Genomic DNA, 13,944 nt, shown 5'->3' with positions numbered 1-13,944 from the left:
TACCCCTATTCCGTGAGCGAGAGGTCGAGCTCCAACAGCCCGAGCTCGGTCCGCAGACGTGAAGAGGCGGCGGCGGCCTTGGCGTCGTCGCCCTCCGGAGAGGGCTCGTCGCGGGGGTCCGTCGTGGTCTCGTCGGTCGTGCTGCTGTCGGTGTCGGCCGTCTGGCTCTTGGCGAGCTCAGCGGCCACGAGCCGGGCGATCCGCGCCTCAAGCTCGTCATCCGTCCCGGTGGCGTCCTTGGCGGGCGGGATCTTCGGCTCGGCGGACGGCTGCACGCCGTCGGCCGCCGGATCCGGCCGGCTGGACTCCTTGCGGGCCTTGCTGTCCTCGGGCGTCGCCGCCGCGAGCACCTCACCGATGGCCTCGTGCGCCTTCGTGAGGGAGTCGTAGTTGGCCGCGCTGAGTACGCGGCCGGCCTTCGCGCCGCGGGCCAGGCCCTCGGCCTTCGCCGCGAGGAGCTCCGTTTCCTGGTTCGCGCCGACGAGGCACGGCCCGACTTCGTGCAGTTTGAGCTGCTGCAGCTCCCAGTAGCCGCCCCACCGGTGGTTGTCGTCGCGCACCCACGCCGATTTGATCTCGTCGTACGCGAACGAGAACTGCGTGACCCTGCGGCCCTTCAGTAGGCGGTACACCTGCTTCGCCGTAGGATTCTCGTCGTCGCCGGTCAGGTCGTCGATCTGCCCGGTTACCTCCAGGCCCTCCAGCGTCTCAACGGCCTTGATCACCCGGCCGACGTGCGCGAAAGGGTCGCCCCACTTGTGGGCCCAGATCACCGGGATCGGGTCGCCCTTTGCCCCCCACTCGGCCAGGGTGTCGGTGAACGCACCCGCCCGGACGACGTCCCCGACACTGTCCTCGTTGCCGAACACCGAGACGAGCGCGACGAACTGCCCCTCGGCCAGACCGTCGGCGGGGCCCGCCGCCTTCACGCGCGCGGTGAAGTCCTTGGTGCGCACGGTCATCCCTCCTTCGCATAGTCGAGGTCGCACTTGCAGTTCACGAGCTCCTCGGTCTTGCCGGCCCCGTCGCCAGGCCAGCGCAGCCCGTTCCCGAACACGTCGTCGATGCCGACCTGCTCGCCGTTCAGCGCCTTGTGTGACGGGCGGGGGTTCGTCCCGCCCGTGCGCCAGACCTTCACCGTCAGGCCGGAAGCGCTCGCCGCGTCGTGCCCGCCGAACGAGCGGGCCTCGGTCGCCGCTGTCGTCGCCCGGGAGACCGCCGCCGACGCCCACCCGGCGCCCGCCGCCGCGAGGCCCTCGCGCCACTGCTCGCCGCCCGCCTCCTGCACCGCGGCGACCGCTTTCCGGCCGGCCTCCTCGTGCTGCTCGGCGTGCGTTTCGGCCGCGGCCAGGATCCACGCGAACATCACGTCGGCGGACCAGTCGGCGGCGTCCGGGTTCCACACATCGAGGACGTCCCACGCGCCGAGCTGAGCGAGCCTGAACCCGTAGTCCGCGAGCATCGCCGTGAGCTGCGCGAGCCGGTCCTCGCTGCCCGCCGCCCACAACGCGAGGAGGTCCGGCATCGCCGCGTCCTTCGCGCCGGCCGCTGCCCGCAGCACCTCTGTCTTCTGCTCCGTCCACCGGACGAGGCTGGTCTCCAGCCCATCGCGCTGCCCCGCCTCAGTACCCAGATCGGCCGGCCGGGCCGACTTCACCCCGAGGCGTGGCCGCACCTTCGGAGCGCCGCCCGTGTCCGGGGCCGTGTCCCGCGGTGAAGCGAGCCCGCCCTCGGTGACGTTCATGGGCACGATCAGCTCGTCGCCGCCCTCGACCGCAGGCAGGTTGTTCCTGGCCCGGATCTCGTTGCGGGTCATCCACGGGCCGCCCGTTGCGGTCGACGCCGCTGCGGCCTGCTCCTCGAAGCTGCCCTTCATCTTCGCGGCGATGTTGAACTCGACGTACACGCCCGCGTTGTCTTCAAGGTCGGGCAGCACCTGCGCGACGAGCTCCTGCTCCAGCATCGCGAACCAGGCACCCAACGTGTCCTGATACAGGTGGCTGTGCTGCTCGCGGATGTTGGAGTACGTGGCGTGGTCGAGGATCCCGATCAGCGGCGGCGGAATATAGTACGCCGCCGACACCTCCTCGCGGGTCAACTTCCTCGACTCGATGTACTGCGCCTGCTCCGGGTTGAACCCGACCGGCTTGTACTCCATGCCGTCTTCGAGGATCGGTGTTCCACCCTCGGCGCCGCCCCCATCGGTGAAGCTGCGCCACATCTCCCGGAACCGGCGCTTCTCATTGGCGTTCCAGTCCGGGGCGTCCTCCGGCCGGACGAGGACACCCGTGATGCGGGCCCCGCCCTTCCACATCTGCGCCCGGTTCCGCGCGCTCTCGTGCGCTTCGAGGAGCAGCTCGCGCAACGCCTCGATCGGCGACTCGCCGCCAACGAGGTCACCCGGCGAGTAGCCGTGGATGTAGACCACCTCGTCGGGCCCGAACTGCCGGCCGCCCGCCGTCTCGAAGAACTCCGGGGCGATCCAGTTCCCGCCGTGCGCATGGATCAGCGACGGCGGCACCGGAAGAATGCGCAACTTGCCGTTGTGCTTGATCTTGATCCCGGTCCACCGGTCGTACAGCGCAATGTCCGACACCATGCGCTCGACGAACCGGTACTGCGTCATGCCCGGCAGCGGCTCGCTCAGGAGCTGCGCCATCGCGTGGGAGTGCAGCCGCTCCCGGTCCGTGTCCGACAGCCGCCGGAACGTATGGATCCCGAGTTGCGCCACGTTCCGCGCGAGGAACCCGATCACCGTCCGGACCTGCGGCTGCCGCCGCCAGATCGTCGCGTACTCCCACGGCGCCGCCGCCAGTCGCGGCGCAGCCCACCCCTGCGTGACCCCGGCCCCGGTCGTCGCGAGGTTGCCGGAGGAGACGACGAACGCCATCACCCACCGCCCTTCGCCGCAAGCACCTGGATGAACTCGACCTTCGACCGCTCGACGACGACCTCGCCGTCGACTGGCTGCGGCTGCCGCCCGGCCTCCAGCAGTTCGACGTCGCGGAGCACGAGCAGCGGCCCGCGCTTCGCCCACAGCACCGCGTCGAACGCCTTGTCGGTGAGGTTCACGACGACGCGCCTACGGACCGCTGTACGCCGCCACGGGAACCAACCGAACACGACGACCTCCTATGGGGTGGCCGCTACCGTGGCGGCATGGACTTCTGGGACGAACTGCGCTTCGCCACGCAGGTCATGAACGACGCCAAGCGCACCCTGATCTGCGAGCCGGACACGGTCGACAAGGTGCGCGCACTGGTCGAATCGATGGGCGTGGCCGGGACCTTCGAGGTCATAGCCAGTGCCGCCTGCCCGCCGGGGAAGATCCTCGTGCTCGACGAGCAGGCGCTGACCGCAGCCCAGAACCAGACGCTCCAGCAGATCGCCCGGGGCACCCTCAGACGACCATGATTTCGTCCTCGTCCGCGTACCGGGACTTCCGCCGCGGCGGACGGGCGATGACCTCCGACATAGCCGTCGCCAACGCACTGACCCCGTCGATCTTGTCTCCGCTCGACGCTTTGTCCGGCTTCACGTTGCCCGCCGGGTCCATCGCCACCGCGAGGTTGTCGACGCACCACCGGACCACCGGATGCCCGCCGTGCCGCAGCGCCGGAGCCTCCGGCGTCCCCTGCAACACCAGCCGCTGAATCGCCTTCAGCGACGGCGACATCGTCAGGAACCCCTGCCTCACCTTGACCAGCGGCGCCCGCTCGCTGTTCAGGTCGTTCGTCAACTGCGACGCGTTCCACGGGTCATACCCCAGCGACCGCACCCGGAACAGGTCCCGGTCCCGGCGGATCTGCTCCCGGATGAAGTCGTAGTCCGCGACGTTCCCCGGGGTCGCAACGAGCCAGCCCTCGCGCACCCACCGAGAGGCCGCGCCCGCGGTCCGCTTGTCCAGCGCCTTGAGGTTGTCCTCCGGCGTCCAGAACCGCCACACCGCGTCGAGCGTCCCGTCGTCGTCGTTCGGGAACAGCCAGCACAGGGCGCACAGGTCGCTCGTGCTCGCGAGGTCGAGGCCACCCCAGCAGTCCCGGCCGGCGAGCTGCTGCTCGTCGACCATGCCAGCGTTAGCGTCCCAGTCCTCCATCCGCAGGAACCGCGTCGCCTGCTTCGTCCGGATCCCCAGGTGCAAGCGCAGATACTTCGACAGGTCCGCCGGCGACTGCTGCGCCTCGGCCGCCGCGCCCCGCAGGTACGCGGCACTCGGGCTGACCCCGTAGCCGGGGTTCGCCTTCCGCATCGTCGCCTCGGCGAACGGATCGTCGTCCGCGTCCGCACCCCAGATCACGCCGTAGGTGTCCGGGTCGTGCAACGCACGCCGGGCGAGCTGCTCGATGTACTGCCGCTTCCGGTCGTAGATCGACTCCTGCTTACCGTCGTCCGCCGTCGTGATCGTCGCGACCAGCGGCTGACGGCGCGACCCTGTACCCGTCTCGATCGTCTCGACCAGGTCCGGGCTCTTGTGGACGTGCAGCTCGTCGATGATGCCGCCGTGCACGTTCGCCCCGTGCATCGCCTCGGCCACCGACGAGACGACGGTGAAGTACGAGCCCGACGCCGGGTGCGTGATCTTCTTCGTGAACGCCCGAACGTTGCCCTTCAACGCCGGAGCCCGCTCAGCGATCTGCCGGATCGGGTCAAACGTGAACCGGGCCTGCTTCTCCGACGTCGCCGCCGCGTACACCTGCGCGCCCGGCTCACCGTCCGCCGCCATCAGATAGACCGCGATGCCGCCCGACAGCGTCGTCTTCCCGTTACGGCGCGGCACGTCCACGTACAGCTTCCGCACGATCCGGACGTAGCCGTCCGCCTCATCGTCCCACCGCACCCACCCGAACACCGGCGCGAGGATGTACGCCACCTGCCACGGGTCCGGGTCCAGGGGCTTCCCCGCCCACTTCCCCTGCGTGTGCCGCAGCAGATGGAACGACCGCAACACCCGGTCCACCCGAGCCGGATCGAACACCGCGCCCGGCGCCTCACCGGGGCTGGGGGTGATGAACTTCGGCGGGCAGTCCGGCAGCGGGATCCCACGCTCGACGAGGTACCACGCCACCTCGGGCGACAGCCGTAGCCGGGCGAGCAGCTCCTCGTCGAGGTACGCCGGAGCGTCAGCCGGAGCCTGCGAACGGGTTCGCTTCGTCCCCATCGTCGTCCCCCTGCCGGCTGACCTTCGCCTCAGCGGACGGCGTCAACCCGAACTCACCTGCCCACGCCCGCAACTCCTTCGACGCCGCCTCGATCACGGCAACCGCCGGGTGCCGCACCCGCCCCTGGCTGTTCGTCGACAGCACTGAGCCGTCGGCCTCCATCTCCTGCTGCGCCCGTACCAGCCGGTCCCACGTCAGGCAGTACGCCGTCAACGCGCTGCGGTCCACGGGCTTCAGCAGGTCCAGGCGCGCGAGCTCCGGCACGATCCGGTCCCACTCCGCACGGGCCTCGGCTGGCAACCACTCCGGGGCCTCCGGCGGCAGCCGCTTGAACGCGGGCGGCTCGGTGACCTTCCGGCCCCCTGAGTCGCGCCCCGGGGAACGGCCCTCGATGAGCTTCAGCCCGGCCGGCCGCTTCTTCGGTGACGCCATGGACCGGTCACCTCCCTCCGAGGGGGGTCAGGGGGCTGAGCGTGCACGCTCCGAGTTAACCGCGGCGGGTCCCCAGGGATTTGACCTGGTGATTTCGACTCCCCTACCCCTCCGGAACGAAGCCCGGGGCGTCCTGTTCGGCCGTCTCGGGGGAGGTGAGGGCCACGGTGATGTCCTTGAGCTTGCCGCCGAAGGTGATGTTGGCCTGGACGCGTTCGGTGCCGTCTGCGCCTGAGCGCAGGGCGTCTTGGACGAACGCGCCGAGCTCGTTGAGGGTCAGGGTCTTGTCGGCTGCGGTGTGCTTGATGGTCTTGGGCATGTCGCGGTCCCTTGTCAGCGGGCTGTGTGGCGTCGTGCGTTGGCCCTGAGCGCTTCTGCCTTGCTCTTGGTCTCGTGGCAGGTCTGGCAGGCGAGCCCCAGGTTGTCCAGGGACGTGGCCGAGCCGCCCTCGAAGATCGGGATGATGTGGTCGAGGTCGTGCGGCCACGTGGTCGGGTTGTCCTCGTCGTACTGCTCGGGGTCGGGCTGTTCGGCTCCGCACATGTAGCAGCAGCCGTGATCACGGTTGTGTGTGAGGCGCTTGAGCTTGCGCCACTGTCCCGAGCTGATGCCGTACCTGCTGGCTTTGTCGTCCCTGCCTCGCCATGGGATGGGCTGGTGATCGTCGCAGCGTGATCCCTTGGTGGCGAGCTTGTGGCATTCGGGGTCGGTGCATCGGGATGGTGGGGCGGTGGGCATCCTCGCCCCCTCTTCGGGTGACCCCGGGTGTACCCCGGGGGGTGTGGTGTCCCGGGGTGGGTCAGGGGCCGGGGGTGGTCTCGATGATGTCCGGGTTGGCGTGCTGGTCGACGAAGTCCGGCTTGCCGTTCTGCGCGAGCTGCCGTTCTGCCTCGGCCAGGCACGCGGTGTAGGGCTTGCCGGTGTCTGCCTGGAGCTTGCGGGCGAGCTTCTGCGCAGGCGATCGGGTTTTCCTGGGCATGGTCTGCTCCCGGGTCGCGGTTCGGGCATGGGGAAGGCCCCGTACGCGGTGTGCGTGGCGGGGCCTTCGGGGTCCGGAAATGGCGATGCCCCGCTGGTTGGCGGGGCGGCTTCTGTTCCCGGTGTGGTTTCTGGGCACGGTGAACTGCGGCCAATCTTGCGACAGGTCGACTGTCGAAGTCAAGCGGGGTGGTGGTGGGCAGAGAGAGCCGCTTGTGCGTGCATGCGCCAACTACCTGCAGTAGCTCTCTCTACATCAGCCCCATCTAGGTAGTTGGGTAGGGAAGGGTAGGGACCACGCGCGCGCGAGTCACCGGGGAGTCCCCGGGGGACATCTCGCGCTGAGCTGCGACGATGCGGATTAGAATACTTAGTTTGAGGCGTGAAAGAAGTTTGTTTGCGTTTTGTTTGTCGTTCAATTCGTCGTCGAATCGCACGCGAAACGCATCCCGATCGCCCTCGGAGCGACCGTCGGCGGAGCCTCCGGGAGGGCATGAGGAAGCCCCCGAGGTAGGGACACTCGGGGGCTTCCGGGGCCCTGCCGGGGGATTTCAGGGCCGTTCTGGGGCCGATCGGGGCACTCAACCACCCCGGAATCGTGACCTTATCGTGACACTGGAGGGGGTCAGGAGACCTTCCACTGCCCGGTCTGCTCGGCGAATCCGCTGTTGAGCCCGAACTGCACCGTCACGATCTTGGACGCCTTCGGTACCTCGAAGGTGACCCATCCGAGGACCTTCTCGCCCGGCGGGACCTTCGCGTCGGATGTCATCGACGGGCCGGCCGTGGTGTCTGCGAACGTCGTCCCGAATCGCTGTCCGTCGGCGTCGGCGACCTGCGCGCCGTTCGCCGGGCTGTCGGCGTACGGCTTGGTGCCGGTGTTGGTCAGCTCGAACTGTGCGGCGATCCAGCGGTTGCCGTCCTCGGGGGCGAAGAACTCGTCCTTGGGCTGGGCGGGGTCGACGAGCTTCTTCAGGGTGGCGTCGACCTGCTCGCCGTCTTCCTGGCCCTTGAGGGTGATGGTGTCGCCGACCTTCGCGACGCTGGCCTCCGTCGGCTCGTCCTCGGCCGCGGGCTCGGCGGTGGTCTTCTCGGCGGCGCCGGTCTTGCTGGGTGCGGTGGTGATGTCGTCGTCGGTGCAGGCGGTGGCGGTGAGGAAAAGCCCTGCGGCGAGGACGGCGGCGATGGCGGTGGTGCGGCGCATGGTGGCCCCCTGTGTGCGGTTCGTGAGGGGTCATCATGGCGTGCTGGTGTCGGTGGTGTGTGGGGTTTGCGGGGATTGTGTTCGGGCTGTTGCGCGCGACCACCGTGAAACGTAGCCCTGGGCGCTCACAATCCTTCTCTGCGCTCTCGGCAGCGTCGCCTGCCGCAGTCGATCAGGTCCGGGTCAGCGTGTGACTCGACGAAGTCGGAGGCCGCAGCCGGGTACTTGAGCATGGCGTCGGCGTCAATGCCCAGCTCGGCTTCGAGTTGCGCAATGCGGCGTGCCGAGGGGGCGTCGTGGAAGGGGCAGCGGCGGGTGAGACCGAACATGGTGTCGCCTTCAGTGCTACGGCCGCCACTCCGGGCGGTAGTCGGGGTGGTCGGCGTACGGCAGGGCGTACAGGCGCAGCGTGTTCTCCAGGGCGGCCGCGAAGCCGTTCACGAACGTCTCGTGGTAGTCGCGGGCGCGCTCTGCGAGGTCCAGCACGGAGCGCTTCGCGTCGATCTCGGCGAGGACGCGGGCCGGGTCGTGGCGCACGATGTGCTCGGCGATACCGGACCAGTTGGCAGAGGCGCACTCTTCTGCGCGGTCGCCGTCCGTGGCAACGATGACACCGGTCTCACCGATCTGCCTGAAGCTGTCGCCTGCACGGCGCGCGGCCTGAGCGTCGTCGGTGAGGCGGTCGCGGAGGAACTGCACGAGGTCGTCCATGCGCCCATTCTGCCCGCCACGAAGGCCCGTTGGCCGGGCATGGCGAAGCCCCCGCCGGTACGGGTCGGCGGGGGCTTCTGGCCGGGCGCTACCCGGCGTGCAAGGAGCAGCGTACTGCTCGTGTGTGACAGCGGGGGCGGGTCAGTGCGTGTGGGCGGGGTAGTGGCCGCCGCAGCGGGGGCAGTACGGCAGAGGCTGCTGCTCGAAGCTCAGCGCGGCACGGCGGGCGAGGAGTGTCATGATCGTGGTCCTGTCTCGTGAGTGGGATGGGGCCCGGGGCGGCCGGTCGCCTGGCAGTGAGTCGGCCGCCCCGGAGTACGTGGTTGTCAGCTCTCCTCGAACCGCGCGGTCGCGCAGGGCGGGCAGAGCGTCATCTCGTCGTGGTCGGTGGCCTCCGGGTAGAGGGCGGTCGTCATCGGGTCGGGCATAGTCTCGACCGCGTCGCTCTTCGTGCCGCAGCTCTCGCAGCTCTTCTTCTTCGCCATGGGGCTCCCTCCGTCAGGGGGTGGTGTGGTGGACGTGGTGGCGGGCGGGGTTGTCCGGGTCGTCGGTGATCCGGAAGGGGCGAGAAGGGGCGTTGCCGACGTTGTTGTTGTTGGGCTGACCTGCGACAACACCGGCAACAACAGGGGGGCCGGAAGGGGTTGGGGGGAGGGGAGGGAAGTCGTCACGGTGGACCCCCTCCCTGCCGCCCGTGGGGGGCACCCGTACGCCGGGCCGGACGCGCACCCCGTGCCGGGTGAGGAGGGCGCGGACATGGGCCGTCTTCCAGGGGGTCGCGGGGAGACCCATCAGGGGGGTGCGGGAGAGGCGCTCGGCGAGGTGGGCGAGGTGCACCCCGGCCCCCTCCGTGTATGCCTCGGAGAGCAGGACCGCGACGTAGGCGAGCGGGAGCAGTTCGGAGGGGTGTTGCTCGGGCTCCGGGGCCTCCTTCTCGGGCTGCTCCTGGTCGCTGCTCCCGCCCTTGGCGGGCTGCTCCTCCCGGGGCTTCCTGGTGGCGATCAAGCCGAGGGCAATGGCGGTGACGGTCCATGCGGCGGCGGCCGCGATCACGATGCGGGTGGTCCAGGGCAGGCCGTACGCGAAGCCGACGGCGAGGACGATGCAGAGGATGCGCAGTGCGGGTGACCCCTTCGTCGGGGTCGTCTTCCTCTTTTCCGCCTTCTCCGGAGGGGTTTTCGCGCCCCTCTCCCCCGCCTCCTCGGCAGGCTTCTCGGCGTGTTCTTCGGGCTGCTCCGCTGCGCCCTCGGGCTTCTTCGAGGGCGCGGGCGGCTTGGCCGGGGTGGTGCAGAACACGAGGTCGATGGCGCGGCCGCTGAGGGCGATCCAGCCGACCCACACCGCGGTCCAGAACCTGATCCAGGCGTCCACGGTCACCCTCCGAAGGACATGAGGGCGGCCGCGGCGAGCTGCCCGGGGATGGCCCAGATCGTGCCGTCGCCGGTGGCCGGCCACACGAACGCGGCGATCAGCGCGACGACCGCGGCGCGTCCGGCGTTGAGGGGCGCGGCGAGCATGATGATCAGGAGGAGGAGGGCGACCGCGCCGATCCCGACGTTGCCGAACGGGCCGTCGGAGCCGACGCCGAACCCGGTGAGGCCCTGGGCGACGACCTTCTCGGCGTTCTCCCAGATCTTCCCGGCCGCGACGTACGAGGTTCCGGCGAGGAAGGCCACGACGCCCGCTTTCCCGGCCCCGAACTTGATGCGGCCTTTCCCCTGGACTCCGAGGATCAGGAGCGCGGTCAGGGCGAGGGCGATCCCGCCGCCGCCGAGGGTGCCGAGGACGGCGCCGCCGCTGCTGGGTGCTGCGATGAACTGCATGGTCAGGGGGTCCTTAGAGGGTGCCGGGGGCGTGCAGGGCGAGGGCGAGCGCGGCGGAGCAGACCGGGATGCGGGCGGCCCAGACGAGGACGGGCCGGAGCGCGGGGGGCATGTACGGGAGGCCGGGCAGGTAGGAGGCGACGACGTACGTCACCAGGCCCATGGCGACGCCGACGCCGGCGGCGGCGGGCCCGGCGTCGGTGAGGAGGTCGCGCATCATGCCGACGAGGCCGAACGCCCACCCGGCTCCGGCCGCGCCCGCGTGGTAGGCGAGCCAGATTCGGCGCCGGTGGAGCCGCTCGGCAGCGCGTTCGGCGGCCAGGTCGGGGGCCAGCCACGGCGGGGGTGCAGCCGGGGCGGGCTGGGCCACGGTGACGTAGAAACCGGGGGCGAGTTGCTGCTCGACGGGGGCAGGTTCCGGGGCGGGCGCGCGGTGGCCGAACGGTCCGGGAGGGAGCTGCCACCACGGGCGCTTGGTCTCCTCTTCCGGCTCGTCGTCCTCCTCGTCCGCGGTCGCCTGGGCGTCCGGCTCGGCCGGGGCCGGCGGACTGGCCGGAGGCGGGGGGACGTAGCGGATCTTCATGAGGGGCTCGGGTTCCGGCTCGGGCTCGACGACCGGGCCGTCGATCCGGTCCCGGAGCCACGCCTTGACGCGGTTCTCGCCGTCAGGATTCTGGTCATTCACGGGGTGCCTCCGAGGGCATCGCGGATGCGCTGGGCGCGGGCCTGGCCGACGCCGTAACGGGCCTTGAGGGCGCGGACGCCGGGTACGTCGGTGCCGTACTCGACGCGGGCCTGCTCGATGAGCGGGTCGGGGTCGGGTACGTCGAGGTCGCCCTCGAGTACGTCCTCGTCGGGTACGTCGCCGGGGTCGGGTACGGGGTACTCGGGTACGTACTCGGCGGTGACGACCGGGCGGGTACGGGTACGGGCGGCGGCGACCGCCGGGACCGGGCGGGGTACGGCGGGGCGGCAGGTGACGGGCAGCAGCCGGACCCCGTCGGGTACCACGGGGGCCGGGTCGGGTACGGGCCTGACCAGCGCCGGAGGGGTAGCAGCGGTGAGGGAGTTGCCCGCGCGGAGTGCGATGCGTACCTGTGTCTCCGAGACGGGTACCCCGTACTCCGTGCACAGCGCGGCGACCTCAGCCGGGGTAGCCCCGGGGTGCGCGGTGCGGACGAGGTGGACCACGGCGAGCGGATCCATGGCGCGGAGCTGCGCCCCGGTGACACCCAGCGGGGTACGCGGGTACGCCTCACCGGGTACAGGGGTACCCGCCCACGGTGAGGCCAGGGGTACGGTCGCGAGCTGGCCCGAGGTACGCCGGGCGGCGAGCTGCTGCAGCAGCCGGTGGCGCTGCTCGCCGTTCGTGCCGGCCCCGGAGCGGGCGACTGCGGCGGCGAGGCGGCGCCGCCGGTACCCGGACAGCCACCCGCCGGGCCGCAGCTCCAGGACCGCGGCGAGGTGCACGGCGCGGGCGGTGGCCCGGTCGCGGGTGATCTGCTCCGCGGTACGGTCCCGGGTCGCGAGGCCGAGCCGGGATAGCAGGCGCTCGCGTACCTCCCGGCCGATGACCGCGGGTAGCCCGGTGGACAGGGCCTCGGGGCGGGCGACGCGGATCTCCAGGCCCATGGCGAGATGCCAGAGCAGCCCGGCGAGGACCGGGCCGATCACGGCGCGGACGGTGCCGCCGACGATGCCGGACGTGGCGTAGCAGGGGATGACCTGGACGCCGGTGATGACCCAGACGAGGACACCCGGGACTCCGGCCGAACCGGCAGTCGCCTCCGTGGCGGTGGCGGCCTTGTTCGCACGGGCCATGACGGCGCAGGCCAGGAGCGCGAGCTCCCCGGCCCCGAACATCAGGGCGCGCTCGGTGCTGTCGACCATGCCGAGGCGCTCCCCGGCGAACCTCCAGGACGTGTCGCCGCTGTAGGCGGTGCACACGAGCGCCCCGGCCCCGGCGACGAGGACGGGCACGGGCGGCCAGTTGATGACGCGGGCGGTGCGGATGGTGGCCCACAGGGTGGCGCCGAGGGCGGCGAGGGCGGCCGTGATGATGCCGGCGGCCGGCCAGGGGTGGTCGACCGCCCAGGTGATGAGCGGGTGAGTGGGCACGGTGCTCCTCCGGGAGCGTGGGCCGGCCGGGCGCGGTGGTGCGCCCGGCCGGGGTGGTTCAGCGGGCGGTGGCGGCGGCGTTGCCGTGCGCGCGGGCGAGAGCCAGTGCGTTGCGGGCCTCGGCCTCGCGGGCGGCGCGCCCGGCGTAGTCGGCGTCGGCATCACGGTGCAGTGCGGCGACGCGCTCGGCCTCGGTGGGCTGCTGCTCGTCGGCCATCACACAGACCCCGCGATCTTCCGCAGGCACAGCGCCCACTCGCCGCGGGTGCGGGCACCGGCCCACATCTCGGGGCGCAGGGCGGTCATGGCGCGGCGCCCGGCGTGCTGGGCGACGGCCTGCGGGTAGCCCGAGAGGACCCGGGCGTCGGCCAGGGCCAGGGCGCGGCCCCATGCGGCAAGGGTGAGCTCGACGTCCGGCTTCGTCTTGGTGAGGTGGTCGGCGGCGGCGGTGAGGAGCTGCGCGGCGAGGCTCGGAGGGACGGGGATCTGCAGCACAACGCTGGTCATGCCGGTACGCGGGGGGTGGGACGGGGGCGTGCTGGCCCAGATACGATCGCGCATGGTCATCCTCCTGGTTGCATCAGGCGGTTGGCTGGCCCCGGCCAATGGCGTTGCGAGCGCCGGCCGGGGCCGTTCTGTTGGCGAGTACGACCGTAGTGAATAGTTGCGTCGGACGCAACTATTAAGAGAGGATGAGGCATGCCCGAGAACGCGTCGCGAGGGGAGGAGCAGCGCACGATGTTGACGTTTGCGCAGGCAGCCGAGCGTCTTGCGGCCGAGGGGATCGTCAGGAGCATGACGCCGGAAGGTTTGCGGAAGCTGGCGCGTACGGACCCTGAATGGCCAGTATCGGTAGACGATTACGCCACGGTTGCAGGTGCGCGCACCCTTCCCTACGAGCTGCTCGTCACCTACATGGCGACTCGCAGCAAGCGGCGAGGCCGCGGGCCCGACAGAGCCCCAAGAACGGGGCGCACCGAGGCTCCGGAGACAACCGATGACAGGCCAGACAACTGACCATGCCCGGCCATGCAACCACCGCTCGTACCAACTCACCTGCGCTCAGTACGACGACCTCGTCCGACGTGCTGCTCACCGTTGTCAGGTCTGCAGGGTCCAGCCCACCCAGACGAAGCACGGCTTCCTCGTCATCGATCACGATGCGGCCGTAGGTCAGTGGGCTGTCCGCGGACTGCTGTGTTCCAACTACAACACCGCGCTTCCGAGGGATTCCGCGCCCAGTTGGGCAGCGGCGTATCTCGCGGACCCGTGGTGGCGACAGGAACTCAGGCGGTTGGGCGTTGCGCCCGGAACGGCACCTGAGCCACCGATGGGAAGCCGCATCTGCGTGCTCGGCCGACGACGATGGCAACGAACGGAGCGCAGATGGAGGCACGTAGCGAAGTACGGCGGCTCACCATGCTCGTGGACGTTGCTGAACTACCGCTTCGGACCGCACAACATTGAGATCCTGTAGCACCGCGCGGCAAAGCCCCCGGCCGAGGGTCGGGGGCTTCGC

General features: G+C 70.7%; 21 protein-coding genes. 3 read left to right on the top strand and 18 right to left on the bottom strand.

Annotation, left to right across the window (positions count from 1 at the left end; translation table 11 throughout):
* Nucleotides 1–5 precede the first annotated feature (5 nt).
* Genes ACIRJT_RS34175 through ACIRJT_RS34165 form a run of 3 tightly spaced genes read right to left on the bottom strand, consistent with a single transcriptional unit; the run spans nucleotide 6 to nucleotide 3,123 of the window.
* Nucleotides 6–962 carry an HK97 family phage prohead protease gene (locus tag ACIRJT_RS34175; RefSeq protein WP_403917159.1) on the bottom strand — a complete coding sequence of 319 codons (957 nt, stop codon included), beginning with the start codon at nucleotides 960–962 and terminating at the stop codon, nucleotides 6–8.
* Nucleotides 959–2,890, bottom strand: coding sequence for a phage portal protein (locus ACIRJT_RS34170; RefSeq protein WP_403917156.1), 1,932 nt, complete (start codon nucleotides 2,888–2,890; stop codon nucleotides 959–961). The genes ACIRJT_RS34175 and ACIRJT_RS34170 overlap by 4 nt, the downstream gene beginning before the upstream one ends.
* Complete coding sequence (locus ACIRJT_RS34165) at nucleotides 2,890–3,123, bottom strand: hypothetical protein (RefSeq protein WP_403917153.1); 234 nt, start codon at nucleotides 3,121–3,123, stop codon at nucleotides 2,890–2,892. The genes ACIRJT_RS34170 and ACIRJT_RS34165 overlap by 1 nt, the downstream gene beginning before the upstream one ends.
* 36 nt (nucleotides 3,124–3,159) lie before the next feature.
* Here ACIRJT_RS34165 and ACIRJT_RS34160 point away from each other — a divergent pair, with 36 nt between their 5' ends.
* Nucleotides 3,160–3,414, top strand: coding sequence for a hypothetical protein (locus tag ACIRJT_RS34160; RefSeq protein ID WP_403917151.1), 255 nt, complete (start codon nucleotides 3,160–3,162; stop codon nucleotides 3,412–3,414).
* Here ACIRJT_RS34160 and ACIRJT_RS34155 read toward each other — a convergent pair.
* The 15 genes from ACIRJT_RS34155 to ACIRJT_RS34085 form a co-directional block, all read right to left on the bottom strand.
* Nucleotides 3,401–5,158, bottom strand: coding sequence for a terminase large subunit (locus ACIRJT_RS34155; protein ID WP_403917148.1), 1,758 nt, complete (start codon nucleotides 5,156–5,158; stop codon nucleotides 3,401–3,403). The genes ACIRJT_RS34160 and ACIRJT_RS34155 overlap by 14 nt on opposite strands.
* Nucleotides 5,121–5,591 carry a phage terminase small subunit P27 family gene (locus tag ACIRJT_RS34150; protein WP_403917146.1) on the bottom strand — a complete coding sequence of 157 codons (471 nt, stop codon included), beginning with the start codon at nucleotides 5,589–5,591 and terminating at the stop codon, nucleotides 5,121–5,123. Before ACIRJT_RS34150 ends, ACIRJT_RS34155 begins: the two co-directional genes overlap by 38 nt.
* Before the next feature lie 103 nt (nucleotides 5,592–5,694).
* Nucleotides 5,695–5,910, bottom strand: coding sequence for a hypothetical protein (locus tag ACIRJT_RS34145; protein WP_403917143.1), 216 nt, complete (start codon nucleotides 5,908–5,910; stop codon nucleotides 5,695–5,697).
* A 14-nt stretch (nucleotides 5,911–5,924) separates the two neighbouring features.
* Nucleotides 5,925–6,134: an HNH endonuclease gene (locus ACIRJT_RS34140; RefSeq protein WP_403917141.1), complete on the bottom strand. Its 210-nt coding sequence runs from the start codon at nucleotides 6,132–6,134 to the stop codon at nucleotides 5,925–5,927.
* Between the two features lie 256 nt (nucleotides 6,135–6,390).
* Nucleotides 6,391–6,570 carry a hypothetical protein gene (locus ACIRJT_RS34135; protein ID WP_403917139.1) on the bottom strand — a complete coding sequence of 60 codons (180 nt, stop codon included), beginning with the start codon at nucleotides 6,568–6,570 and terminating at the stop codon, nucleotides 6,391–6,393.
* A 624-nt stretch (nucleotides 6,571–7,194) separates the two neighbouring features.
* Nucleotides 7,195–7,773 carry a DUF4352 domain-containing protein gene (locus tag ACIRJT_RS34130; RefSeq protein ID WP_403917136.1) on the bottom strand — a complete coding sequence of 193 codons (579 nt, stop codon included), beginning with the start codon at nucleotides 7,771–7,773 and terminating at the stop codon, nucleotides 7,195–7,197.
* A gap of 125 nt (nucleotides 7,774–7,898) precedes the next feature.
* Nucleotides 7,899–8,102 (bottom strand): hypothetical protein, encoded by a 204-nt coding sequence (locus ACIRJT_RS34125; protein WP_403917133.1) that lies wholly within the window; start codon nucleotides 8,100–8,102, stop codon nucleotides 7,899–7,901.
* Nucleotides 8,103–8,118: 16 nt separating this feature from the next.
* The gene (locus ACIRJT_RS34120; protein ID WP_403917130.1) at nucleotides 8,119–8,484 is read right to left on the bottom strand and encodes a DUF6221 family protein; all 366 of its coding nucleotides are present in this window, start codon (nucleotides 8,482–8,484) and stop codon (nucleotides 8,119–8,121) included.
* A gap of 326 nt (nucleotides 8,485–8,810) precedes the next feature.
* Nucleotides 8,811–8,969 carry a hypothetical protein gene (locus ACIRJT_RS34115; RefSeq protein WP_403917127.1) on the bottom strand — a complete coding sequence of 53 codons (159 nt, stop codon included), beginning with the start codon at nucleotides 8,967–8,969 and terminating at the stop codon, nucleotides 8,811–8,813.
* A gap of 13 nt (nucleotides 8,970–8,982) precedes the next feature.
* The gene (locus ACIRJT_RS34110; RefSeq protein ID WP_403917125.1) at nucleotides 8,983–9,861 is read right to left on the bottom strand and encodes a hypothetical protein; all 879 of its coding nucleotides are present in this window, start codon (nucleotides 9,859–9,861) and stop codon (nucleotides 8,983–8,985) included.
* Nucleotides 9,858–10,307 (bottom strand): hypothetical protein, encoded by a 450-nt coding sequence (locus tag ACIRJT_RS34105; RefSeq protein WP_403917122.1) that lies wholly within the window; start codon nucleotides 10,305–10,307, stop codon nucleotides 9,858–9,860. The genes ACIRJT_RS34110 and ACIRJT_RS34105 overlap by 4 nt, the downstream gene beginning before the upstream one ends.
* 13 nt (nucleotides 10,308–10,320) lie before the next feature.
* Nucleotides 10,321–10,992: a hypothetical protein gene (locus ACIRJT_RS34100; protein WP_403917119.1), complete on the bottom strand. Its 672-nt coding sequence runs from the start codon at nucleotides 10,990–10,992 to the stop codon at nucleotides 10,321–10,323.
* The gene (locus ACIRJT_RS34095) at nucleotides 10,989–12,425 is read right to left on the bottom strand and encodes a hypothetical protein (protein ID WP_403917116.1); all 1,437 of its coding nucleotides are present in this window, start codon (nucleotides 12,423–12,425) and stop codon (nucleotides 10,989–10,991) included. Before ACIRJT_RS34095 ends, ACIRJT_RS34100 begins: the two co-directional genes overlap by 4 nt.
* Before the next feature lie 58 nt (nucleotides 12,426–12,483).
* Nucleotides 12,484–12,642, bottom strand: a complete 159-nt coding sequence (locus ACIRJT_RS34090) for a hypothetical protein (protein WP_403917114.1) — start codon at nucleotides 12,640–12,642, stop codon at nucleotides 12,484–12,486.
* A complete protein-coding gene (locus ACIRJT_RS34085; RefSeq protein ID WP_403917111.1) occupies nucleotides 12,642–12,986 on the bottom strand; it encodes a hypothetical protein in 345 nt (114 codons plus the stop codon). The genes ACIRJT_RS34090 and ACIRJT_RS34085 overlap by 1 nt, the downstream gene beginning before the upstream one ends.
* Before the next feature lie 138 nt (nucleotides 12,987–13,124).
* Here ACIRJT_RS34085 and ACIRJT_RS34080 point away from each other — a divergent pair, with 138 nt between their 5' ends.
* Both ACIRJT_RS34080 and ACIRJT_RS34075 read left to right on the top strand, forming a co-directional pair.
* Entirely contained in the window at nucleotides 13,125–13,442 is a 318-nt protein-coding gene (locus tag ACIRJT_RS34080; protein ID WP_403917258.1) for a hypothetical protein, read from the top strand.
* Complete coding sequence (locus ACIRJT_RS34075; protein ID WP_403917108.1) at nucleotides 13,423–13,902, top strand: endonuclease domain-containing protein; 480 nt, start codon at nucleotides 13,423–13,425, stop codon at nucleotides 13,900–13,902. The genes ACIRJT_RS34080 and ACIRJT_RS34075 overlap by 20 nt, the downstream gene beginning before the upstream one ends.
* Nucleotides 13,903–13,944 lie beyond the last annotated feature (42 nt).

The organism is Streptomyces sp. NPDC102283, assembly GCF_044766265.1.
GTDB lineage: Bacteria > Actinomycetota > Actinomycetes > Streptomycetales > Streptomycetaceae > Streptomyces.
This window is presented reverse-complemented; position numbering and strand designations above follow the sequence as displayed.